Genomic DNA, 21,460 nt, shown 5'->3' with positions numbered 1-21,460 from the left:
GTTCGGTCTGTGCGGGGCTCGTTACGGCGCCGGAACGATCCGGCCCGTCACCTCGCCGAGCGCGACCTGCGTGCCGTCGGGACCCGGAGCCCAGGCGGTGAGCGTGACGACGTCGCCGTCCTCCAGGAACGTGCGCTTGCCGGTGGGCAGTTCGAGCGGGTCGCGGCCGTTCCAGGTCAGTTCGAGCAGCGAGCCGCGCTGGTGCGTCTCGGGCCCGGAGACCGTACCGGAGCCGTACAGATCACCCGTCCGCAGCGAGGCGCCGTTGACCGTCATGTGCGCGAGCTGCTGGGCGGCGGTCCAGTACATCGTGGCGAACGGCGGCTCGGAGACGACCTCGCCGTTGATCTCGACCGTGATCCGCAGGTCGAAGCCGCCCGGTTCCTCGTCGGCGGAGTCGTCCAGGTACGGCAGCAGGTCGAAGTCCCGGGCCGGCGGGGCCGTGCGGGCCGCGTCCAGGGCCTCCAGCGGCGTCACCCAGGCCGAGACGGACGTCGTGAACGACTTGCCGAGGAACGGGCCGAGCGGGACGTACTCCCAGGCCTGGATGTCCCGCGCCGACCAGTCGTTGAGGAGCGTCAGACCGAAGACGTGCTCCCGGAAGTCGGCCAGCGGGACCGGGGTGCCCATCGTCGAGGGGGTGCCGACGACGAAGCCGACCTCGGCCTCGATGTCCAGCTTCACCGAAGGTCCGAAGACCGGCGCCGGGTCCGTGGGCGCCTTGCGCTGCCCCGCGGGGCGTACGACATCGGTGCCGGAGACCACGACGGTGCCCGCGCGGCCGTGGTAACCGATGGGCAGGTGCTTCCAGTTGGGGGTGAGCGCGTCGCCGTCGGGGCGGAAGATCCGGCCCACGTTGGTGGCGTGGTGCTCGCTCGCGTAGAAGTCGACGTAGTCCGCGACCTCGAACGGCAGGTGCATCGTCACGGTGTCCAGCGGGTGGAGCAGCGGCTCTATGACGGGGCGGTGTGCGGGCACCGTCACCCAGGCCGTGAGCGCCCGGCGCACGTCGCGCCAGGCGGTGCGGCCGGCGGCGAGCAGCGGGTTGAGGCTCGGCCGGTCGAGCAGCGCGGCGTAGGGCGAGCCCAGCGCGTGCGCCGCGGCCCCCGCGTCGAGGACATGACCGCCGATGCGGACGCCGACCCTCCGCCGGTCGGGCTCGTCGGCGGGGGAGAAGACGCCGTACGGAAGGTTGTGCGGGCCGAAGGGATCGCCTTCGGCCAGATCGAGCGGGGACTGCTCGGGCATCGGTGCTTGCCTCGCTTTCCACAGGTGTGGGGGACACGTTACGGGGCGGACCGCTCGGCGCGGATGACATGGGTCACACAAAAAGATGGGCCTCCGTGCACAACTGTCCATGTTCGCGCGCTTTATGCGTCCTGTGTGCACCGTGTGCGCGACCTGTGCGACTGGGCACGTTCAACTCCCCCTTTTCAGGGCTTAATCCGGGTCATACGATCTTGGAGAAGTCGCACCGCGTGAGTATCCCCGCAGGAGCGACGCACCTTTTCTTTCTTTTCGTCGACCGATCCTGACCAGAAGGTCCACCTTGAAGATTCGCCGTATTCTCGCGACGGCCGTGGCCGCCGCCGTGACGACTCCCGTCGTCCTCTTCTCGGCCGCTCCGGCGTTCGCCGACACCAAGCCGTCCGCGCCGTCGCAGACGCAGGAGCAGCAGCCGACGATCGAGGAGCTGCAGAAGAAGGTCGCCGAGGCGCAGAAGGCGTACGACGCCGCCGTCCTCGCGTACGACGCCTCCCAGAAGGCCATCGACGCGCTCGACAAGGCCGACCACGCGCTTCAGGTCGCCCTCACCGACGCGAAGAAGGCCGCCGAGAAGGCCACCGCCGACAAGACGGCGGCCGACCAGGCCGTCGTGGACGCCCAGGCCAAGCTGGACGCCGCCGTCACCGACGAGGAGAAGGCCGCCGCGCAGACGGTCCTCGACGAGGCGAAGACGAAGGCCGCCACCGCCGCCACCGCCAAGACGACCGCCGACGCGAACGTCACCAAGGCGAACAAGGCGATCGAGGACGAGCGGGTCGCGCTGCTGACGAAGACCGGCGAGGCCAAGAAGGTCAAGGACGAGGCTCTCAAGATCCTCGACGCGGCCAAGAAGGCGCTCGCGGACGCCGAGCCGCCGCACCCGGACTGCAAGGACGTCAGCGACCAGCTGACGATCACGATGACCGGCCCGGAGAAGGTCGTCGCCGGCGGCAGCGCCGAGTTCAAGCTCCGGGTCACCAACGACTCCAAGCAGAAGCTCGACGCGGCCTACGTCACCACCGACCTCCTCGCCGAGAAGGACAGCCTGCTCGACCACGTGGAGCTCGAGTGGGGTCCGCTGAACAGCGAGTGGGCGGACCTGGACGCGGAGTACGGCTTCATCGACCTCGACGCGATGAAGCCGGGCGAGAAGGTCGACCTGCTGGTCCGCCTGACGGTCGACGCCAAGGCTCCCAAGTCCGAAGCCATGTTCGTGGCCGAACCTGGCTATGACAACAAGGACGGCTCCTGCGGCTACATCGCCGAGGGCGCATTCGTCGGGTTCGACGTCGCCGCCAAGGCCAAGGACGAGGAGAAGCCCTCCACCGGCTCGACGGGCGGCTCCACGTCTGGCGGCAACACCGGCACCACCCAGCAGGGCGGCACCTCCACCACGTCCGTGACGTCCACCGGCCAGCTCGCCAAGACCGGTGCGAACGACGTCATGCCGCAGTTCGCCCTTGCGGGCGCCGCTGCCGTGGCCCTCGGCGCCGGCGCGATGTTCGTCGTCCGCCGCCGCAAGGCCGGCGCCGACGCCTGATCCTCGCGGTAGGTGAGGGGCTCGCATTCCACCGGGAATGCGAGCCCTTTCGCTTTTCCGCTCACCCCGCCGTACGCGGAATGCGTTTCTCCCATGTCCGGTGGAAGGCGACTTCGTCGCCGCGTTTGCACACCACCTCGTTCGACGTGAGGAATGCGTCCGCGTCGCAGGAGATCTCCGAGCGCGATTCGATCGTCACGTCCCACGCCATCTCCGGCCGGTGCAGCCGGATCGACCAGTCCGAGCGGGTGCGGGCCGAGAGCGGGTCGTCCTCGACGATCGTGTACGTCTCCAGGGCGTCCTCGGTGAATTCCAGGCCGTCCGGATAGACCCGCGTACCGCCGTACCGGGGGTCCACCTCGAGGCGCCACTCGCCCTTGGCCACGTCCCGTACCACCATCCGCTCCGGGCGGGGCTCCTCCAGCGTCTCCGGGACGCTCACGCCCAGCGGCTCGGACTGCTCCGGCGGCTCCCAGTCCACGGCGTCGTCCGTGGGGCGGCGGACCGGCAGCGTCAGGTGGGAGGTGGCCGGGTCGAGGGTGAAGCCCGCCGCGTCCGGCTGGGGCCAGATCCACGGCCAGTACGCGGAGGAGACGGCGAGGCGGACCCGGTGGCCCGGCGGGAAGGTGTGGCCGATGCCGTTGAGCTCGAAGGCGACCTCCTCGGGCTCCCCGATCTGCGCCTCCACCGCCCGGTCGCGGCCGTAGCGGGCGGAGAGGTTCAAGACGCCCCGCGTGACCAGGGTCGAGGAGCCGTCCGGAGCGATGTCGCACAGCCGGGCGACGACCTGCCCGGTGGGGGCGCCGGCCCGCACGTTCAGGCTCACGCGAGGCCGGCCCAGGATCTCGATCGGCTCGCCGTCCTCCGGCACGGGGAAGTCGAAGCAGGCCGAATGGGCGTCCTCCTCGCGCTGGTCGGGCGGCAGATCGGCGTCGTTGCCGAAGGGGAAGAAGCGCCCGGCGTCGAGGCCGGTCTGCTGCGGGGAGTCGACCAGGACCGGTTCGCCCGCGAAGGCGTACGTGACGGGGGTGACGTTCGGGGACGGCCAGGCGGGGTCGGCGACCCATCGGCCCGGGAGCTCGTCGTAGACGGTGGCCGGCGGGTGGGACCCGCTGATCCAGGAGCGCAGCAGCGGCTCGGCCATCACGTCGTTGTCGGCGCCCTTGAGGTGGTGGTCCCACCAGCGCAGGGTCTCCTGGAGGAAGCCGATCGCCGGGCCGGGCGGCAGACCTCGGTCCGGGTACTGGTGCGACCACGGCCCGATGATGCCCCGGACCCGGTCCTGGGGGAGGTGCTCGACCAGCCGCAGCACGGTGTCCCGGTACGGGTCGTGCCAGCCGCCCACGGCGAGCACGGCGGAGCGGATCGCGCCGTAGTCCTCGCAGACGCTCCCGTGCCGCCAGTACGCGTCCCGGGTCTGGTGGGCGAGCCAGGTGTGCACGAGGGGCTCCACGGCCTCCAGGCGCCGCAGCCACAGCTCGCGCCACTCCTCGCCCAAGTACCGCGGGTCCGGCGGCCGGCACGCGAAGGCGAGCATGGTCGCGGCCCAGGCGTGCATGTCCACGGCGAGGACGGAGCCGCCCATGTAGTGGACGTCGTTGTCGTAGCGGTCGTCGGTCGAGCAGACGGTGACGATCGCCTTCAGCGGTTCGGGGGCCAGCGCGGCGATCTGCAGCGCGTTGAAGCCGCCCCAGGAGATCCCGAACATGCCGACCTTCCCCGTGCACCAGGGCTGCTCGGCGAGCCAGTTCACCACCGCCACGCCGTCGGCCAGCTCGACGGCGTCGTACTCGTCGCCCGGCAGGCCCTCGCTGTTCCCGTGCCCGCGCACGTCGACCCGTACGGAGGCGTAGCCGTGCCCGGCGTACCAGGGATGGCGCTGCCGGTCCCTGGGCGCGGTCCAGTCGGTCAGGCGGTACGGCAGGTACTCCAGGAGGGCGGGGACGGGCTCGTCGGTGACCGGCCGCCAGATCCGGGCGTAGAGCCTGGTTCCCTCCGGGAGGGGGATCCGGACGTCCTCGTGGGTCGTCTCGTACGGGAACTCGGTGCGGATGCGCATGTCGTACCTCAGTGGACGGGGTGCATGGTGCGGCGCGGCCAGGGCGCCATGGCGATCACGACGAGGCCCGCGGCGACGGCGAGCGCGAACTCGGCCGCGTGCGTGCGCCCGGCCAGGTGACGGCGGCCGGGCACGTACTGCAGCAGACCGAGGGTCATGCCGACCGCCGCCGCCGAGAAGCCCCAGTGGTGGCCCCTGGTGGTCGGCGAGCCGGCCGCCCGCGACGGAGGCCAGGTGGACGAGGGTGCCGTAGGCGGCGGCGACGGAGGCGGCCGTGCCCGGGTCCATGCCGAGACCCTCGTGGCCGGCCGAAGAAGGCATGATCGTCCTCGGGCGGAGGCCGCTCGTCGTTCGCGTCGGGATCGATCACTGTTCGGGACAAATCGCCTACTCCTGGTCGTATCAGCTGATCACGAACATACCGGGGGTGGCGGGAAGGCGCCCATGGTGATCGAAAGGCGACCGGATACGCTGACTTGAGTGAATCGAGCGACACATCGACAATCCGTGTGATCGTCGGCAGCAGAAGCAGGCGTCAGCAGACAGGAGACCCCCTCGTGACCGTCGTCGGGCCGTTCGGTCTTAGCGTGCGGGACCAGGCTCTTGAGGCCGATGTCCAGACCGGATTGGCGGCCGTGGAGGCAGGGCTCCTCGACGCCACCAAGAGCGAGATCCCGTTCATCACGGAGGCCGCCCAGCACCTCGTGCTGGCAGGCGGCAAGCGCTTCAGGCCGCTGCTCGTGATGCTCGCCGCCCAGTTCGGCGACCCCTACGCGCCGGGTGTCGTGCCCTCGGCAGTCGTCGTCGAGCTCACCCACCTCGCCACGCTCTACCACGACGACGTCATGGACGAGGCGGACGTGCGGCGCGGCGTCGACAGCGCGAACACCCGATGGGGGAACTCCATCGCCGTCCTGACGGGTGACTTCCTGTTCGCCCGCGCGTCGCACACGCTGGCGGACCTCGGACCCGAGGCCGTACGCATCCAGTCCGAGGCGTTCGAACGCCTGGTCACCGGTCAGATCCTGGAGACCGCCGGACCCCAGGGCGACCGCGACCCCGTCGACCACTACCTCGACGTCCTCGCCGGCAAGACCGGCTCGCTCGTCGCCGTCTCCTGCCGCTTCGGCGCGATGATGTCCGGCGCGGACGAGACCGTCGTCGACATCCTCACCCAGTACGGCGAGCGGCTCGGCGTCGCCTTCCAGCTCGCCGACGACGTCCTCGACATCGCCTCCGACTCCCACGAGTCCGGCAAGACCCCGGGGACGGACCTCAGGGAGGGCATTCCGACCCTTCCGGTGCTCCGCCTGCGCGCCGCGGCGGCGACTTTCGGACGTTCCGAGGACGTGGAGCTGGTCGAGCTCATCGACGGCGACCTGACGGACGACGAGCGGCACGCGGAGGTCCTGCGCCGGCTGCGCGTCCACCCGGCCCTGGAGCAGGCCCGCAGGGACACCGTGCGGTACGCGGAGGAGGCGCGGGCGATGCTGGCGCCGCTGCCCGAGGGGTACGCGAAGTCGGCTCTGATGGAGCTGTGCGACGCGGTGGTCCACCGGGCGGGCTGACGCCGGACGGGATGGCCGGACGGGATGGCCGGACGGGCTAGAGGCCCTAGGGGTTGTCATCCCGTAGCAGTACGTCAGGTTGATGCCGGAGGCTGACGATTCGGCGCCGCCGCTTTGGTCAGATGGAGTCATCGACCACGGAGGTTAGGACAGACCATGGCAGAGACCCGTAAGGCGAGCCGCTACGTCGTCCCGTTGGCGGTGGCCGGAGTGGCCGCGGCGACCATCGGACTCGTACCTGCGCTGGCGGCGTCCGGCGACCCCGACCTGCCGGAGATCACGGCACAGCAGCTGATCGAGAAGATCGCGGCGTCGGACACGCAGACGCTGTCCGGCACGTTCAAGGTGACCACGGACCTGGGTCTGCCGTCGGTGGCGGGCCTGGCCGACAGCTTCGCGGGCGGCTCGCCGTCCGGCGGCCCGTCGTCCGTGGACCCGCAGGAGCGGCTGACGCAGCTGGTCTCGGGCACGCACACCCTGCGGGTGGCGGCGGACGGCCCCGAGAAGCAGAAGCTGACGATCGTGGACGGCTCGGACGAGTACAGCCTGATCCACAACGGCGACGACGTGTGGGCGTACGACAGCGCGTCGAACGAGGTGTTCCACGAGAAGGGCGACGCCCCGGACCGCCCCGCCGAGGAGAAGGAGCTCCCGGGCACCCCGAAGGAGCTCGCCGACGAGGTCCTGAAGGCGGCGGGCGACACGACGTCGATCACGGTGGGCGGTACGGCGAAGGTGGCCGGCCGGGACGCGTACCAGCTCGTCGTCAAGCCGAAGCAGAGCGGCTCGACGGTCGACTCGGTCAAGATCGCGGTGGACGCGAAGACCGGGACGCCGCTGAAGTTCACGCTGGCGTCGGTCGAGGGCGGCAAGCCGGTCCTCGACGCGGGCTTCACCAAGGTCGACTTCGCGAAGCCCGCGGCCTCGACGTTCGACTTCAAGGCGCCCAAGGGCGCGAAGGTGACCGAGGGCTCCGAGGGCGCGGACGGCGCGGACCACGGCAAGGCGCCCGAGGACCTGGAGAAGGAGTTCGGCGGCCTCTTCGGCGGGATGGTTCCCGGCGCCGGTGCCGGCGGCGCGGGCGCCGAGGGCATGAACGTCATCGGCGAGGGCTGGACCACGATCGCGAAGATCGACACCGGCGCCCCGGCCCCGAAGACGGGCGAGGCCCCGAAGGAGGTCCAGGGCTTCCTGGACGCCCTCGGGGACAAGGTCAGCGGGAAGTTCGGCTCGGGCACCGTCTTCAAGACCAAGCTCGTGAACGCGCTGATGACGGACGACAGCAAGGTCTATGTCGGCGCCGTGACGAAGCAGGCGCTGGTGGACGCGGCGAACGCCGGGAAGTAGCGGCGATTGGGACCCCGGGCGGGTCGGGGGCGATGGTCACCGACCCACCCGGGAGTTTTTCGTGCGTACGGCCTGAGCGCGGCCTGTGTACGGCTTGCGTGCGGCCTGAGCGCGGCCTGCGGTCCTACGGGAACGTCAGCTTGAAGCTGTTGATGTAGCCGGTGTCGACCGAGGCCCGGTCCTGGGCACGGAGCTTCCAGGCGCCGTTGGCGACCTCGGAGGAGGCGTTCACGGTGTAGGTCTGCACGATGTTGTCGGCGCTGCCGCCGGACCGGTTGTGCAGGTTGTAGACCGTGCCGTCGGGGGCGACGAGGTCGACGACGAGGTCACCGCGGTAGGTGTGGACGATGTTGACGTCCACCGCGAGGGCCGAGGGGGCGTTGCCGGTGATGCCGGTGACGTTGACCGTGGAGGTCACCGCGGCGCCGTTGTCCGGGATGGACACGTCGGCCGTGTTCTCGAAGACCGTGCCCGGGTTCGGGTTGGTCGTCCCGGCCGACAGGGTCCAGATCGCGTGGGCGACGGCGTCGCTGTTGCGGTCCAGGGCCGTGTCGTTGATGTTCGACGTCGTGTCGCAGGAGGAGTGGTAGCAGCGGTCGAAGGCCGTGGCCGTACCGCCCCACTTCTGGACCTGGGCGCTCGACTTGACCCGGCTGGCACCGGTGAACAGCCCGCCGACGGGGATGCCGACGTTCTTGAACGAGGCGTGGTCGGAACGGCCGTCGCCCTCGGTCTCGATCTCGGTGGGCACGCCGATGCCGGCGAAGTAGCTCTTGAAGGTCTGCTCGATGGCGGGGTCGTCGTCGTAGACGAAGTAGCCGGGGTTGGGCGACCCGATCATGTCGAAGTTCAGGTACCCGGAGAACTTCGAACGCTCCGTGCTGGGGAGCTGGTTGACGTAGTACTTCGACCCGACGAGCCCGAGCTCCTCGGCGCCCCACCAGCCGAAGCGCAGGTGCTTCGTGGGCTGGAGGCCCGCGCGGGAGACGGCGAGCGCGGTCTCCAGGACGGCGGCGGAACCGGAGCCGTTGTCGTTGATCCCGGCACCGGAGGAGACGGAGTCGAGGTGGGCGCCGGCCATGAGGACCTGGTTGGGGTCACCGCCGGGCCAGTCGGCTATCAGGTTGTAGCCGGTGGCGCCGCTGGAGGTGAACTGCTGGACGGTGGTGGTGAATCCGGCCGCGTCCAGCTTGGCCTTCACGAAGTCGACGGACGCCTTGTAGCCGGTGCGGCCGTGGGCGCGGTTGCCGCCGTTGGCGGTGGCGATGGCCTGGAGGTCGGTGAGGTGCTGCTTGACGTTGGCGAGCGGTATGTCCGGCGCGGCAGCGGCGGAGGGCGCACTGGGCGCGGCGTTCGCCGTGGCGCCGGTGAACCCGGCGAGGGCCATGGCGGTCACGGCCGCGAGCGCGGCGGCACGTCTGGGTACGGAGAGGTTCATGTGGGGGCTCCGGATTCCGAACGGGGATGGGAACGGAACGTGCGAGACGCCCCGACGGCTGTGCAGTCGCGGGGCGTTGGAGCTGTGCGGTGGCGCTGTGCATGTCGGTGCGGGGTGGTGCGTGATGTGCGTGGTGAATGTTCAACGAGAGTTTGACTGAGCGTCAAGAGCGGAAACCGGTCAGACGCGTTCGCTCACCGGACGACTGTGCGGGCGGACGCGCCGTGCGCGCCCCGAACGCCAGGTCCGAATCCCGCCAGCGGGCGGATCACGCGCGCGGGACGCTGAAGCCATGACGACCTACACGACCTACACCGCACGTGCCATCGAGCCCGCCGTCCTCGCCGGACTCCGGATCACGGACGACGCCGGCCGGCCCTGTGCGCCGTTCACCGCCGGATCCGCGGAGGAGGGCAGTCCGCTGCGCTGCTGCCTGCGGAACATCGTGCCGGGGGAGCGGATCGCCCTCGTCTCGTACGCGCCGCTCCGCCGCTGGGCCGCCGCGAACGGTGCCGCCCCCGGGGCGTACGACGAGCAGGGGCCGGTCTTCGTCCACGCCGAGGAGTGCGCCGGACCGCCCGCCGCCCCGGAGTCGTACCCCTTCGACCGTTCCGGCGCGCTGCGGACGCTGCGCCGCTACGACGCCGAGGGACGGATCGTCGGCGGGCGGCTCCTGGAGATCCCCGCCGACGCGACCGCGGCCTTCGACCAGGGCTTCGCGGAGGCCTTCGCCGACCCGCGGGTCGCGCTCGTGCACGTCAGGGCCGTCGAGTACGGCTGCTTCCAGTTCGAGGTGCGGCGGGGAGCCTGACGGCGCGACGCGCGCCCGGACACCGTCACTCCACGCAGAACTCGTTCCCCTCGGGGTCGGTCATGACCACCCATGTCGTCCCCCACTCCGACACCCGGCGCTGGACCGAGGCGCCCAGGGACTCCAGGCGCTCCACCTCCGCGTCGCGGGCGTCGGGGCCCGGGTGGAGGTCGAGGTGGACGCGGTTCTTCACGGTCTTCGCCTCGGGGACGCGCTGGAAGAGGATGCGGCGGCCGCGCCCGGTGCCCGACTCCTCCTCGAAAGGATCGTCCGGATGCCGGACAGCGGCCAGATCGCGCCAGCCGTGGCGGCCGTCCGGGAGCATGACCGTCAGCTCGGGCGGGGCCGCGCCGGCGTCGAGGAGGCGCTCGACGAGAGCGTTGTGGTCCTCCTCCACGTAGCCGAGGGCGGCGGCCCAGAAGGCGGCCTGGGCGTGCGGGTCGGCGGTGTCGATCACGAGCTTCCAGTGGAGCGGAGTCATGCCACCAGTCGTACTGCTCGCGCGATCCGCGTCCCGAGAGGCATGACCCGCGTTCACCCCGATGGGCAGTCGTTCCGGCCCGTCGCCCGTCGCCCGTCGCCCGTCGCCCGTCGCCCGTCGCCCGTCGCCGGTCGCCGGTCGCCGGTCGCCGTCGGCGGTCGCCGTCGCCCGTCAGGCCAGGGCCGCCTCCGCCTCGGCCGCCTCCTTCGCGTCGTACGCCTGCCGCGCCGCCGCGATCTCGTTCTGGTGCCGCTCCGTCCAGAGGACGAGCGAGCGGATCGTCGTGTGCAACGTCCCTCCCAGCGGCGTCAGTTCGTAGTCGACGCGCGGCGGGACCACCGGGTGGACCGTCCGCTTCACGAGGCCGTCCCGCTCCAGCTGCCGCAAGGTCACCGTCAGCATGCGCTGGCTGATCCCGTCGATCTCCCGCCGCAGCTCCGAGAAGCGGAGCCTGCGGCGGTCGAGCAGGGCGATGACCAGCAGGGACCACTTGTCGGCGACCCGGTCGAGGATCTGCCGGACCTCGCAGTCCTCCCGCGTGTCCCACTGGAAGGGATCCGCGTCCCCGGAGTAGCCGTCCGCGTAGGTCACTTCGCAGTGACTCGGTGACTTCAAAGTGCCTTCTTCCACGGCATCGGATCCTGCCGCAGGATCGGGGTGGTTACAAGAGGGAACCGACCTCATGGCCGGTAACCACCCTTCCCCTTCCCCGCCTTGGAGACAGCTGTGTCCACCTCCCTGCCCGCACGCGCCTGGGCCCTCCTCCTCGTCCTCTGCGGAACGATCTTCCTCGAGGGCATCGACGTGGCCATGCTCGCCGTCGCCGTGCCCAGCATCAGATCCGACCTGGAACTGTCCACCGGCACCGCGGCCTGGGTGATGTCCGCGTACGTCCTCGGCTACGCCGGCTTCACCCTCCTCGGCGGACGCGCCGCCGACCTGCTCGGCCGCCGCCGGATGTTCCTCGGCTGGCTCACCGTCTTCCTGCTCTTCTCCGGCCTCGGCGGCTTCGCGACCGAGGGCTGGATGCTGATCACGGCCCGCTTCGTGACGGGTGTCGCCGCCGCCTTCATGACCCCCGCCGCGCTGTCGATCATCACGACGTCGTACGAGGAGGGACCGCAGCGCAACCAGGCGCTGCTGGTCTTCGCCGGTACGGCGGCCGGAGGCTTCTCGCTCGGCCTGGTCATCGGCGGGCTACTCACCCAGCTCGGCTGGCGCTGGGTCTTCTTCGCGCCCGTCCTGCTGGCGGCGGCGGTCCTGCTCGCCGGGCTGCGGCTGATCCCGGGGGAGGCGCGCCCGGAGCGGACGGCAGGCGGCTTCGACGTGGCCGGCGCGGCGACCGCGGCCGGGGCGATGCTGCTGCTCGCGTACGGCATCGTACGGCTGGAGCACGGCCTCGACGGCTGGCCGCTGACCGCTCTCCTGGCCGCCGCCGGTGTGGTCCTCGCCGGGGTGTTCATCGCCGTGGAGCGCCGCGCCGCCGCCCCGCTCGTCCGCCTCGGGCTGCTGCGCAAGGCGTCGACGGTCCGGGCCGACCTCGGGGCCCTGCTCTTCGTCGGCTCCTTCTTCGGATTCCAGTTCGTCGCCACGCTCTACCTGCAGGAGCTGCGCGGCTGGTCCTCCCTGGAGACGGCCCTCGCGCTGATGGTCATGGGCATCGACGCGGTCCTCGCCCCGACGCTGACGCCGAGGCTGGTGGCGCGTTTCGGCAACGGGCGGGTGATCCTCGGCGGCTTCGCGCTCGCGGTCCTCTCGTACGCGCTCTTCCTGCCGGTCGGGCCGGACTGGTCGTACGCGGCGATGTTCCCGACGCTGCTGCTGACCGGGCTCGCCTTCTCGCTGGCGTACGGGCCGCTGACGATCGCCGCGACGGAGGGCATCGACGAGGAGGAGCAGGGGCTCGCGAGCGGGCTCCTGACGACGGCGACGCAGTTCGGTTCGGCCGTCGGCATCTCGCTGGTGACGGCCGTGTACGGGATCGCGGGCGGCGGGCTCGACGGCTTCAGGGCCGCGCTGACCGTGCCGGTGGCGATGGTGGCGCTCGGGGCGCTGGTCTCGGCGACGGGGCTGCGGGGCGCCGGGGCCGGTGCCGGGGCCGGGGCCGTGACCGTGACCGAGGCGCCGCGGGTCCCGGACGCTGCGACCGAGGTCACCGCGGGGTGAGCGGGAGGCGCCCTTAGTGTGGAGGAATGAACGACTCGCCCGACTGTCCGCTGGTCGGAGTGGTCGCCGCCTACCTGCCCCGGCTCGCGGAGTTCGCCTTCGAGCCGGGGCTCGTGGCCGCCGTCGACCAGCACGCGGCGGCCGTGTGCGACGCCCTGTTCCCGGCCCCGCGCCGCCCGGACGAGACCGTCCCCGCGCCCCGGCCGACCGTGCGCCGGGAGGACCTCGCCGACTACGTCCTCGGCTTCACGGACTCGCTGTCGGAGGCCGACTGGACCGAGCCGGTCGGCCACGACTTCGCGACGCTGCGCCTCACGGCCGTGTGCTGGCTGATCCGGGAGCACGACCTGCTGGCGGCCTGACCTGCCGGCCGTCCGTCCCGCCGCGGGCACGGCGACTCGGCGACGAGAGGACTCGGACCCGGACTCGGGGGCTCAGGAGACGGCCGGGGCCCGGCCGGGGTCGGAGGCGACCCCGGTGTCGGAGACGACCCCGGCGTCGGCACGCAGGGTCCCGGTCGTCGCCGCCGCCACGGCAGCCGCGGCGGCCGCACGCTCGGCGGCCGCCAGTGCCGCCCTGCTCCGCCGGGCCGTCCGCAGCGCGTCCCAGGTCAGGATCGTCAGCGCCAGCCACACCAGCGAGAAGCCCGCCCAGCGCTCCGGCGGCATGGCCTCGTGGAAGTACGCGATCCCCAGCCCGAACTGGAACATCGGGGCCAGGTACTGGAGCAGTCCCAGCGTCGAGAGCGGTACGCGGATCGCCGCCGCGCCGAAGCAGATCAGGGGTACGGCGGTGACGATGCCGGTCGCGGCGAGCAGCGCCGCGTGCCCGGTGCCCTCGGCGCCGAAGGTGGCCGAACCCTGCGAGCCGAGCCACAGCAGGTAGGCGAGGGCCGGCAGGAACTGGATCGCGGTCTCGGCCGCCAGGGACTCCAGGCCGCCGATGTTGACCTTCTTCTTCACCAGGCCGTAGACGCCGAAGGAGAAGGCCAGGATCAGCGAGATCCACGGCGGCCGCCCGTACCCGACGGAGAGGACGAGCACGGCCGTGGCGGCCACGCCGACCGCCACCCACTGCGCGGGCCGCAGCCGCTCCTTCAGGAGCAGGACGCCCAGCGCGATCGTGACGAGCGGGTTGATGAAGTAGCCGAGGGACGCCTCGACGACCTGGCCGGCGTTGACCGCCCAGATGTAGACGCCCCAGTTGACGGTGATCACCGCCGCGGCCAGCGTGATCAGGCCGAGCTTGCGCGGGCTGCGCACCAGCTCGCGTATCCAGCCCCAGCGGCGGACCGCGAGGAGCGCGACGACGACGAAGGCCAGGGACCACACCATCCGGTGGGCGAGGATCTCGACCGCCCCGGCGGGCTTCAGGAGCGGCCAGAAGAGCGGGACCAGACCCCACATCCCGTAGGCACCGATCCCGTAGAGGAGACCTGCTCGTCCCTCGTCGTCCGTCTTCACCGAACCTCCTGCCCTGCGCCACGCCGTCCTGATGAAGGTAGCGCCGCACAGGGCAGGCTGTCATGTCCGTACCGCGATACGGTCATGACCTTCGCCCCGGCCCCTCCCGAGGGCCTGCGGAAGGACTGGGCGAGGGCCTGCGCGACGGCCTGCGTGAGGGCCTACGCGAGGGCCTTCGCGACCGTCTCGGCGAGCGGGGTGGTGGGGCGGCCGATGAGGCGGGACAGGTCGCCGGTCCGCCGGGCGAGCGCCCCGCGCTCGATGGCCCTGTCGACGTCGACGAGGATCGCGGCGAAGGCCGCCGGGAGCCCGGCACCGGTCAGGATCGCCTCGTGCGCCTCGGCCGGGACGTTGTCGTACCCGATCTCCCGGCCGGTCTGGCGGGCGACCTCGGCCGCGTACTCGGCCAGCGACCAGGCGGTGTCGCCGCTCAGCTCGTACGCCCTGTTCGCGTGCTCCTCGGCGGGGCCGGTCAGGACGGCGGCGGCCGCGGCCGCGTAGTCGGCGCGCGCGGCGGAGGCGACGCGGCCCTCGCCGGCGTTGGCGACGACGGCGCCGTGGGCGAGGACGGGGGCGAGGTTCGCCGTGTAGTTCTCGGTGTACCAGCCGTTGCGCAGGAAGGTGTACGGCAGCCCCGAGTCGAGGATCAGCGTCTCCGTCGCCCGGTGCTCGGCGGCCAGGTCGAAGTCGGCCTCCGGCCCGCCGAGGATGCCGGTGTACGCGAGCTGGGCGACGCCGGCGGCCTTGGCCGCGTCGATCACGGCGGCGTGCTGGGCCACGCGCTGCCCGACCTCGCTGCCGGAGATCAGCAGGACGCGGTCGCCGGCCCCGAAGGCCTCCGCGAGGGTCTCCGGCCTGCTGTAATCGGCGATCCGCAGCCCGATGCCGCGCTCGGCGAGATCGGCGGCCTTCGCCTTGTCCCGGACGACGGCGACGACGGACTCGGCGGCCGCCTGGGCGAGGAGCTCGTCGATGACGAGACGGCCGAGCTGTCCGGTGGCTCCGGTGACGACGATGCTCATGGGTGGTTCCTTCTCCCGTGGGGTGCGGTGGGCTGTGCACTCACCGTACGGAAGGCACTAACTCTGGGAAAGTACCCACTTTGAAGTAAGGTACTGGCATGGAAGTAAGTGACCCGAAGAGCCTGCTGGCCGACGTCGACGGCGCGATGTGCCCGGCGCGGCTCGTCCTGGAACACGTCACCAGCCGCTGGGGCGTCCTGATCCTGATCGCGCTGCGGGAGCGTTCGTACCGCTTCAGCGAGCTGCGCCGACAGGTCGGCGGGGTCAGCGAGAAGATGCTGACGCAGACGCTCCAGACCCTGGAGCGCGACGGCTTCGTCCACCGCGACGCCAAGCCGGTCATCCCGCCCCGCGTCGACTACAGCCTCACCGAACTCGGCCAGGAGGCCGCCGGGCGGGTCTGGGAGCTGGCCCGCTGGACCGACGCCCGGGTCCCCGCGGTCCGGGAGGCCCGCGCCCGCTACGACGCGGCACGTCCCGGGAAGGCCACAGGTTCGCCCCAATGATGTTGTTATCGGGGTGAGTTGGTGTCCGCACGCGTACGATCTCCTCACCACTCGGGGCAAGTGTGAGCGTGCGTGGGGGATACGTGACATACGGGTACCGAAGAGTGCTGCGCGCCTGCGGGGGAGTACTCGCGTGCGGCCTGATCCTGACGGGATGCTCCGACGCGGGCGACGAAGGGGGACACGACGACGGCAAGGGGGGCACACCCTCGGCGGCGGCGTCGTCCGGAACCGCGACCGCCCAGCCCGCGCCGACGCCCTCGAAGCTCGGCTTCACCGCCGACCCCAAGCGGGCCCCGAAGAACGAGGCCGAGGCCAAGCGGCTCGCCCTCGCGATCGTCGCGGGCCCCGAGTCCTGGGGCGCGGACTACGTCAGACGCACCCCGTACCTCAGCGCCGACGACTACTGGCCGGTCCTCTCCGCGCAGTGCACCTGGGAGACCGGCACCCGCCCGCCCACCGTGCTCCACAGCGTCACCGCCTACGGTGAGATCCCCGCCCGGGCTGGCCGGGGCGCGCTCCGGGTCTCCGCCACCGTCACCGTCCACCGCAGCGAGACGGACGCCGACTGGGAGATGGCGGAGACCCTGGAGGAGGCGCTCCGCTGCCCCGCGCAGCGACTGCGCGACGGGGAGCGGATCACCGGTCTGATGTCCCTCGGCAGCCCGTTCGGCGTCGGCGGCAACTTCACCGCCGCGGACTCGCTCAGAGAGGCGGGGTCGTACGTCAACGACGCGGTCAAGGGCGAGCAGACGTACTCCTGGTACCAGTCCCGCGTGGGACAGATCACCGTCGCCGCCGTCGTCAAGGGCGCTCCCGGCCACGTCGCCAAGGAGGTCGACAACGCGCAGATCCAGGCGCTGGTCGCCATGGTCGGGCGCGCCGAGGACAGCCTGGAGGTGCAGTCATGAGCCCCGCAGCCCTTCAGCCGCTGAGGACCTCGGACCCGTCGGCGATCGCCGGATACCGGCTGCTCGGCCGGCTCGGCGCCGGCGGCATGGGCGTGGTCTACCTCGGCCGCACGGACAACGGCGAACTCGCCGCCGTGAAGGTCACCCACGCCGACCAGGCCGACCAGGCCGACTTCCGCGCCCGATTCCGCCGCGAGGTCGAGGCCGCCCGCCGGGTCGCCAGCCCCTGGGCCGTCCCCGTCACCGGCGCCGACCCGGACGCCCCGGAGCCGTGGATGGCGACCGTGTTCGTCCCCGGCCCCTCCCTCGGCGAGGCCGTCGCCGCGCACGGCCCGCTGCCGGAGCGGAGCGTACGGATCCTCGGCGGCGCGCTCGCCCGCGCGCTGGCCGCCGTGCACGCGGCCGGACTCGTCCACCGGGACGTCAAACCCGGCAACGTCCTCCTCGCCGTCGACGGCCCGCGCCTGATCGACTTCGGCATCGCCCGCGCGACCGGGGACACCGCCCTCACCTCCACCGACATGGTCGTCGGCACCCCCGGCTTCCTCGCGCCCGAACAGGCCGAGGCCCGCGCCGCCGAGATCGGCCCGCCCAGCGACGTCTTCGCGTTCGGCTGCCTCCTCGCCCATGCGGCGACCGGCCGCCCGCCCTTCGGCACAGGGTCGGTCGACGCCCTGCTGTACCGCACGGTCCACGACGAGCCCGACCTCGCCGGCGTACCGGACGGGCTCCTGGACCTCGTGCGCGCCTGCCTCGGCAAGGAACCGGCCGGGCGGCCCACCGCCGAGGAGATCGCCGACCGCCTCACCGAGGACGCGCCCGGCGCCGGGAACGACTGGCTGCCCGCCCCCGTCGTACGGACCATCGCCGAGCGCTCCGCAGCCATGCTCGCCCTCCCCGAGATCGAGTCCACCCAGCTCGGCACGGCGGACGACGGCGGACAACAGGGCACCGGCAGAAGGAAGTTCCTGCTCCTGGCCTCCGGCGGCGCCGTCCTCGCCGCCGGCGGCGGCATCGGCGCCTGGGCCGCGCTGCGGAACGACGACAAGGACCGGAAGGCCGCCACCGGACCGAAGAAGCGCCGCTGGGTCATCGGCGTCCACACCGACCTGACCGGCCCCGCCAAGGACGTCGGACTGGCGCAGGAACGCGGCGCCCGACTCGCGGTCGAGCAGTTCAACGCCCGGAAGGACAAGCCCTTCACCCTCGAACTCAAGGTCTCCGACGACGGCGGGGACAAGAACAGGGCCCTGGCCGCGGCCCGCGTCCTCACCGGCGATCCCGACGTCCTCGGCGTCATCGGGCCCACCTCCGACTACACGGGCCTGGCCGCCCTCCCCGCGTACGACGAAGCGCTCCTGCCCGTGATCACGGCCTCCGCCGGACTCAACCTGCTCTCCAACCGGGCCGGCGGCCAGGGACTCTCGATGGTGCAGGCGTGCCCGCAGCACGTCTACGCGGGCATGTGCCTCGCCTACTACGTCCTGACGAAGACCCGGAGCATCCGGCCGGGAGTCCTCCAGGAGCGGACCGACGACACCTACGCCTGGCAGTACATCGGCGGCGCCAACTTCGGCTTCCGCCAGGCGAAGGTCGTGCCCCTCCCCCGAGTCGTCCCCGGACCCACCACCGACTACAAGCGGGTGCTCGGCAGCCTGATCGCGGAAGGCATGGACGCGTACGTCCACTGCGGTCTCGCCCCCAGCGCCGTCCTCGCCGCCCGCGCGCTCGACGAACTCGGCTTCACCGGTATGAGGATCACCGGGCAGCATGTGTTCAAGCCGCAGTTCCTCACCGAGGCGGGGGAGGCGGCGGAGGGCTGGATCATCGGAGCGCCGGTCGTCGACCCCACGACCCGCAAGGAGGCCTCCGGCCTCATCGCCGCGCACCGCAAGCGGTTCGGCGAGACGCCCGCCTTCTACGCGGGCGAGTACTTCGACATGGTCAACCTCCTCATCCAGGAGGTGGAGAAGGCGGCGAAGGGCGGGAAGCGCCCCGACCGCACGTCGCTCGTCGCCTCGTTGCGCAAGGCCACGTACACCGGCGCGATGGGCGGCTACGTCTTCGACCACGAGGACGGGCACCTGACGGGGGTCGGCACCTTCATGTACGCCGTCGAGAACGGCCGGTACAAACCGCTGGAGTTCGCCCCCGCCGTGCCGCCCAAGAACAGACAGGTCTGAGCGTGCGGCCCCTCCGTCCCGCCGATCCCTCGACGATCGCCGGATACCGCCTGCTGGGCCGGCTCGGCGCCGGCGGCATGGGCGTGGTCTACCTCGCCCGGTCCGCCGGCGGCGCGCTCGCCGCGCTCAAGCTGATCCTGGCCGAGCACGCCGCCGACCCCGGCTTCCGCGAGCGGTTCCGGCGGGAGGCCCGGGTCGCCGAGCGCATCACCGGCCACTGGGTGGTCCGCGTCCTCGGCTCCGACCCGGAGGCCCGTGAGCCCTGGCTCGCCACCGAGTTCGTGCCCGGCCCCTCGCTCGCCGAGGCCGTCGCCCTCCACGGCGCCCTGCCCGAGGAGAGCGTACGGGCCCTGGGCGCCCGGCTCGCCGACGCGCTCGCGGACGTCCACGAGGCCGGACTCGTCCACCGTGACGTCAAGCCGGGCAACGTCCTCCTCGCCCTCGACGGGCCGCGCCTGATCGACTTCGGCATCGCCAGGTCGGCCGGGGCCACCGCCCTCACCGCCACCGGCGCGATGATCGGCACGCCCGGCTTCCTCGCCCCCGAGCAGGCCCGCGCCGCCGGTGCGGGCGAGGTCGGCCCGCCGAGCGACGTCTTCTCGCTCGGATGCGTCCTCGCGTACGCGACGACCGGGCGACGCCCCTTCGGCACGGGCGGGGTGGCCGCCGTCGTGTACCGCACGGTCCACGAGGAGCCCGACCTCGACGACGTACCGCGGGCGCTGCTGCCGCTGGTGACCGAGTGCCTCGCCAAGGATCCGGCGGAACGGCCCACGGCGGTGGAGGTACGGGCGCGGCTGGGGTCCGCCGAGGGGCCGGCGGGCGACTGGCTGCCGCCCGGGCTGCCCGCGCTGATCGCCGAACGCTCCGCGCGGGTCCTGGACCTGCCCGTGGCGGAGCCCACCGTCGTCGTCGCCTCCGGGACCCCGGACGGCGCCTCCCCGTCACGGCGCCGCTTTCTCGCGCTCGGCTCGGCGGCCGCCGTGGCCGGGGCCGGCGGGCTGACGGCCTGGCTCGTGAACCGCACCCCCGCGAACCCGGCGGCCGGCGGGCCGCCCACGGCCCTGCCCACGTACAGGATCGGGATCCAGACCGATCTCAGCGGCCCCCGGGCGGCGGACGGGCGCGCCCAGGAGCGCGGGGCCAGGCTGGCCGCCGAGACCTTCAACGCCCGTCCCGACCGGCCCTTCGACCTGGCCCTGAAGGTGCTGGACGACGAGGGCCACCCGCCCCGGGCGGGAGCCCTGGCACGGGAGTTCGTGAAGGACCCGACCGTCATGGCCCTGATCGGCCCCACCACCCGCGAGACCCTGCTCGCCGCCGCCCCCACCTACGACGCGAACCTGCTGGTGACGGCGACCGTCGCCGTCGGGATCGACCAGGGTGACCTGCCCTTCCAGACCATCAACCCCGTCTACCGCGAGCTGCGCGTCCACCACGACATGCTGCAACTGCCCTTCACCAGCGTCGCCCTCGTGCATGGCGCCAAGCGGACGGCCGTCGTGCAGGACCGGGCGGCGGGCGACTACGCCTGGCGCACGGCCCACTCCGCACAGACCACCATGGGTGCGGTCGGTGAGACGGTGACCGTTCACCAGATCGCGGCGGACGAAGAGGACTTCGGCCCGGTGGCGCGCGAGGTGGTCGCCGCCCGCCCCGACGCCGTGCTCTACGGCGGCGTCTCCCCGCGCCGCGCCGGACTGTGCGCCAAGGCGCTGAAGCAGCAGGGCTACGGCGGCCTGTGCGGCAGCGTCGAGTACGCGCTGGCACCGGAGTTCCTCTCCACCGCCGGCCCGGCGGCCGAGGGCTGGTACTTCGGCACCACCTACGTCGACCCGGCGCTCGTGCCCGCGGCCAAGGAGTTCACGGCCGCCTACCGCAGGCGCTGGCGCCTGTCGGGCACGGCGCCCGTCGAGCGCTTCGCGGTGGAGGCGTACGACGCGGTGACGTGCCTGGCCGACCGCATGCGGGACCTGGTGTCGGACCGGAAGCTGGCGATGACACGGATCGCGGTGCGCGGCGCGATGCGGGCGTTCTCGTTCCAGGGCGTCGCCAAGATGTACGGCTTCGACGAACAGAACGTGATGATGTACCGGTACAACAAAGAGGTGTTCCTGTACCGCGTCGAGCGCGGCGTCCCGCGCTACCTCGGGCAGTTCGAGAAGTTCGCGGACGAGGAGAAGAAGCGTCTGAAGGGGTGAGGGGCCGCGGCCCCTCACCCCTTCAGGATGCGGCCCGTGTCAGCCGACCACGGTCCAGGTGTCGTTCCCCGCGAGGAGCTGGCCCAGGTCGCCCTTGCCGTGCTGTTCGATGGCGGTTTCGAGCTGGTCGGCCATGAGGGTGTCGTAGACGGGGCGTCGGACGGAGCGGAAGACGCCGATGGGGGTCTGGTGGAGGGTGTCGGGGTCGGCGAGGCGGGAGAGTGCGAAGGCGGTGGTCGGTGAGGCCGCGTGGGCGTCGTGGACCAGGATCGTGCTCTCGTTCTCGGGGGTGACCGTGACGACCTTGAGATCGCCGGTGGCCGGGTCGCGGACGACACCCTTGTCCTGGCCGGTGCCGAAGCGGATGGGCCGGCCGTGTTCGAGCCGGATCACGGCCTCCTGCGCCTGGTCTTTGTCTTTGAGTGGTTCGAAGGCGCCGTCGTTGAAGATGTTGCAGTTCTGGTAGATCTCGACGAGGGCGGTGCCGGGGTGGTCGGC

The 21,460-nt window shown here is 72.0% G+C and carries 17 protein-coding genes and 2 pseudogenes; 10 read left to right on the top strand and 9 right to left on the bottom strand.

All coding sequences use genetic code 11. The features are described 5' to 3' along the window. Nucleotides 1-21: 21 nt before the first annotated feature. Nucleotides 22-1,248, bottom strand: coding sequence for a fumarylacetoacetase (gene fahA, locus ACFVGW_RS15055; protein ID WP_385852262.1), 1,227 nt, complete (start codon nucleotides 1,246-1,248; stop codon nucleotides 22-24). Nucleotides 1,249-1,549: 301 nt separating this feature from the next. Here fahA and ACFVGW_RS15050 point away from each other — a divergent pair, with 301 nt between their 5' ends. Then, the gene (locus ACFVGW_RS15050) at nucleotides 1,550-2,806 is read left to right on the top strand and encodes an LPXTG cell wall anchor domain-containing protein (RefSeq protein ID WP_385852261.1); all 1,257 of its coding nucleotides are present in this window, start codon (nucleotides 1,550-1,552) and stop codon (nucleotides 2,804-2,806) included. A gap of 61 nt (nucleotides 2,807-2,867) precedes the next feature. Here the strand turns inward: ACFVGW_RS15050 and ACFVGW_RS15045 are convergent, their stop codons facing one another. Continuing rightward, nucleotides 2,868-4,865 carry a CocE/NonD family hydrolase gene (locus ACFVGW_RS15045; protein WP_385852260.1) on the bottom strand — a complete coding sequence of 666 codons (1,998 nt, stop codon included), beginning with the start codon at nucleotides 4,863-4,865 and terminating at the stop codon, nucleotides 2,868-2,870. A gap of 47 nt (nucleotides 4,866-4,912) precedes the next feature. Continuing rightward, nucleotides 4,913-5,247, bottom strand: a pseudogene (locus ACFVGW_RS15040) (hypothetical protein); the annotation flags it as partial. Between the two features lie 175 nt (nucleotides 5,248-5,422). Here ACFVGW_RS15040 and ACFVGW_RS15035 point away from each other — a divergent pair. Together ACFVGW_RS15035 and ACFVGW_RS15030 are read left to right on the top strand one after the other, a co-directional pair. After that, nucleotides 5,423-6,433, top strand: coding sequence for a polyprenyl synthetase family protein (locus ACFVGW_RS15035; RefSeq protein WP_352188852.1), 1,011 nt, complete (start codon nucleotides 5,423-5,425; stop codon nucleotides 6,431-6,433). Between the two features lie 156 nt (nucleotides 6,434-6,589). After that, complete coding sequence (locus tag ACFVGW_RS15030) at nucleotides 6,590-7,780, top strand: outer membrane lipoprotein carrier protein LolA (RefSeq protein ID WP_385852259.1); 1,191 nt, start codon at nucleotides 6,590-6,592, stop codon at nucleotides 7,778-7,780. A gap of 124 nt (nucleotides 7,781-7,904) precedes the next feature. Here ACFVGW_RS15030 and ACFVGW_RS15025 read toward each other — a convergent pair whose 3' ends face one another. Beyond that, nucleotides 7,905-9,218, bottom strand: a complete 1,314-nt coding sequence (locus ACFVGW_RS15025) for a M28 family metallopeptidase (RefSeq protein ID WP_385852258.1) — start codon at nucleotides 9,216-9,218, stop codon at nucleotides 7,905-7,907. 292 nt (nucleotides 9,219-9,510) lie between these two features. On the opposite strand from ACFVGW_RS15025, the gene ACFVGW_RS15020 reads away from it, so the two are divergent. Beyond that, complete coding sequence (locus ACFVGW_RS15020; RefSeq protein WP_385852257.1) at nucleotides 9,511-10,029, top strand: DUF1203 domain-containing protein; 519 nt, start codon at nucleotides 9,511-9,513, stop codon at nucleotides 10,027-10,029. A gap of 25 nt (nucleotides 10,030-10,054) precedes the next feature. Here the strand turns inward: ACFVGW_RS15020 and ACFVGW_RS15015 are convergent, their stop codons facing one another. Further along, on the bottom strand, nucleotides 10,055-10,510 hold the full coding sequence (locus ACFVGW_RS15015; RefSeq protein WP_352188856.1) for a VOC family protein: 456 nt from the start codon (nucleotides 10,508-10,510) through the stop codon (nucleotides 10,055-10,057). A 171-nt stretch (nucleotides 10,511-10,681) separates the two neighbouring features. Beyond that, entirely contained in the window at nucleotides 10,682-11,140 is a 459-nt protein-coding gene (locus ACFVGW_RS15010) for a winged helix-turn-helix transcriptional regulator (RefSeq protein ID WP_383228470.1), read from the bottom strand. Between the two features lie 108 nt (nucleotides 11,141-11,248). On the opposite strand from ACFVGW_RS15010, the gene ACFVGW_RS15005 reads away from it, so the two are divergent. Both ACFVGW_RS15005 and ACFVGW_RS15000 read left to right on the top strand, forming a co-directional pair. Continuing rightward, nucleotides 11,249-12,676, top strand: a complete 1,428-nt coding sequence (locus ACFVGW_RS15005; RefSeq protein WP_385852481.1) for an MFS transporter — start codon at nucleotides 11,249-11,251, stop codon at nucleotides 12,674-12,676. A gap of 26 nt (nucleotides 12,677-12,702) precedes the next feature. Then, a complete protein-coding gene (locus ACFVGW_RS15000) occupies nucleotides 12,703-13,038 on the top strand; it encodes a DUF6401 family natural product biosynthesis protein (RefSeq protein WP_385852256.1) in 336 nt (111 codons plus the stop codon). A 72-nt stretch (nucleotides 13,039-13,110) separates the two neighbouring features. Here the strand turns inward: ACFVGW_RS15000 and rarD are convergent, their stop codons facing one another. Both rarD and ACFVGW_RS14990 read right to left on the bottom strand, forming a co-directional pair. Further along, nucleotides 13,111-14,082, bottom strand: a complete 972-nt coding sequence (gene rarD / locus ACFVGW_RS14995; protein ID WP_385852480.1) for an EamA family transporter RarD — start codon at nucleotides 14,080-14,082, stop codon at nucleotides 13,111-13,113. Between the two features lie 218 nt (nucleotides 14,083-14,300). Further along, on the bottom strand, nucleotides 14,301-15,161 hold the full coding sequence (locus ACFVGW_RS14990; protein WP_385852255.1) for an NAD(P)H-binding protein: 861 nt from the start codon (nucleotides 15,159-15,161) through the stop codon (nucleotides 14,301-14,303). Between the two features lie 98 nt (nucleotides 15,162-15,259). On the opposite strand from ACFVGW_RS14990, the gene ACFVGW_RS14985 reads away from it, so the two are divergent. The 4 genes from ACFVGW_RS14985 to ACFVGW_RS14970 all read left to right on the top strand — a co-directional run bounded on the left by ACFVGW_RS14985 (nucleotide 15,260) and on the right by ACFVGW_RS14970 (nucleotide 20,962). Continuing rightward, complete coding sequence (locus tag ACFVGW_RS14985) at nucleotides 15,260-15,667, top strand: helix-turn-helix domain-containing protein (RefSeq protein WP_352188861.1); 408 nt, start codon at nucleotides 15,260-15,262, stop codon at nucleotides 15,665-15,667. An 83-nt stretch (nucleotides 15,668-15,750) separates the two neighbouring features. Next, nucleotides 15,751-16,578 (top strand): hypothetical protein, encoded by an 828-nt coding sequence (locus ACFVGW_RS14980; RefSeq protein WP_385852254.1) that lies wholly within the window; start codon nucleotides 15,751-15,753, stop codon nucleotides 16,576-16,578. Continuing rightward, nucleotides 16,575-18,761: a bifunctional serine/threonine-protein kinase/ABC transporter substrate-binding protein gene (locus ACFVGW_RS14975; RefSeq protein WP_385852253.1), complete on the top strand. Its 2,187-nt coding sequence runs from the start codon at nucleotides 16,575-16,577 to the stop codon at nucleotides 18,759-18,761. The genes ACFVGW_RS14980 and ACFVGW_RS14975 overlap by 4 nt, the downstream gene beginning before the upstream one ends. A gap of 2 nt (nucleotides 18,762-18,763) precedes the next feature. Continuing rightward, nucleotides 18,764-20,962, top strand: a complete 2,199-nt coding sequence (locus ACFVGW_RS14970) for a bifunctional serine/threonine-protein kinase/ABC transporter substrate-binding protein (protein ID WP_385852252.1) — start codon at nucleotides 18,764-18,766, stop codon at nucleotides 20,960-20,962. Between the two features lie 39 nt (nucleotides 20,963-21,001). On the opposite strand, the pseudogene ACFVGW_RS14965 reads toward ACFVGW_RS14970, so the two are convergent. Then, nucleotides 21,002-21,460: pseudogene (locus ACFVGW_RS14965) on the bottom strand (2-oxoacid:ferredoxin oxidoreductase subunit beta); the annotation flags it as partial.

Source organism: Streptomyces sp. NPDC127129 (assembly GCF_042671585.1).
In the GTDB taxonomy this organism is placed as follows: domain Bacteria; phylum Actinomycetota; class Actinomycetes; order Streptomycetales; family Streptomycetaceae; genus Streptomyces.
This window is presented reverse-complemented; position numbering and strand designations above follow the sequence as displayed.

Coding starts and splice junctions, on each gene's coding strand:
- ACFVGW_RS15030 (WP_385852259.1), top strand. CDS start 6,590: ATGGCAGAGACCCGTAAGGCGAGCCGCTACGTCGTCCCGTTGGCGGTG.
- ACFVGW_RS15000 (WP_385852256.1), top strand. CDS start 12,703: ATGAACGACTCGCCCGACTGTCCGCTGGTCGGAGTGGTCGCCGCCTAC.
- rarD (WP_385852480.1), bottom strand. CDS start 14,082: ATGTGGGGTCTGGTCCCGCTCTTCTGGCCGCTCCTGAAGCCCGCCGGG.
- ACFVGW_RS14990 (WP_385852255.1), bottom strand. CDS start 15,161: ATGAGCATCGTCGTCACCGGAGCCACCGGACAGCTCGGCCGTCTCGTC.
- ACFVGW_RS15025 (WP_385852258.1), bottom strand. CDS start 9,218: ATGAACCTCTCCGTACCCAGACGTGCCGCCGCGCTCGCGGCCGTGACC.
- ACFVGW_RS15020 (WP_385852257.1), top strand. CDS start 9,511: ATGACGACCTACACGACCTACACCGCACGTGCCATCGAGCCCGCCGTC.
- ACFVGW_RS15045 (WP_385852260.1), bottom strand. CDS start 4,865: ATGCGCATCCGCACCGAGTTCCCGTACGAGACGACCCACGAGGACGTC.
- fahA (WP_385852262.1), bottom strand. CDS start 1,248: ATGCCCGAGCAGTCCCCGCTCGATCTGGCCGAAGGCGATCCCTTCGGC.
- ACFVGW_RS15015 (WP_352188856.1), bottom strand. CDS start 10,510: ATGACTCCGCTCCACTGGAAGCTCGTGATCGACACCGCCGACCCGCAC.
- ACFVGW_RS14975 (WP_385852253.1), top strand. CDS start 16,575: ATGAGCCCCGCAGCCCTTCAGCCGCTGAGGACCTCGGACCCGTCGGCG.
- ACFVGW_RS14985 (WP_352188861.1), top strand. CDS start 15,260: ATGGAAGTAAGTGACCCGAAGAGCCTGCTGGCCGACGTCGACGGCGCG.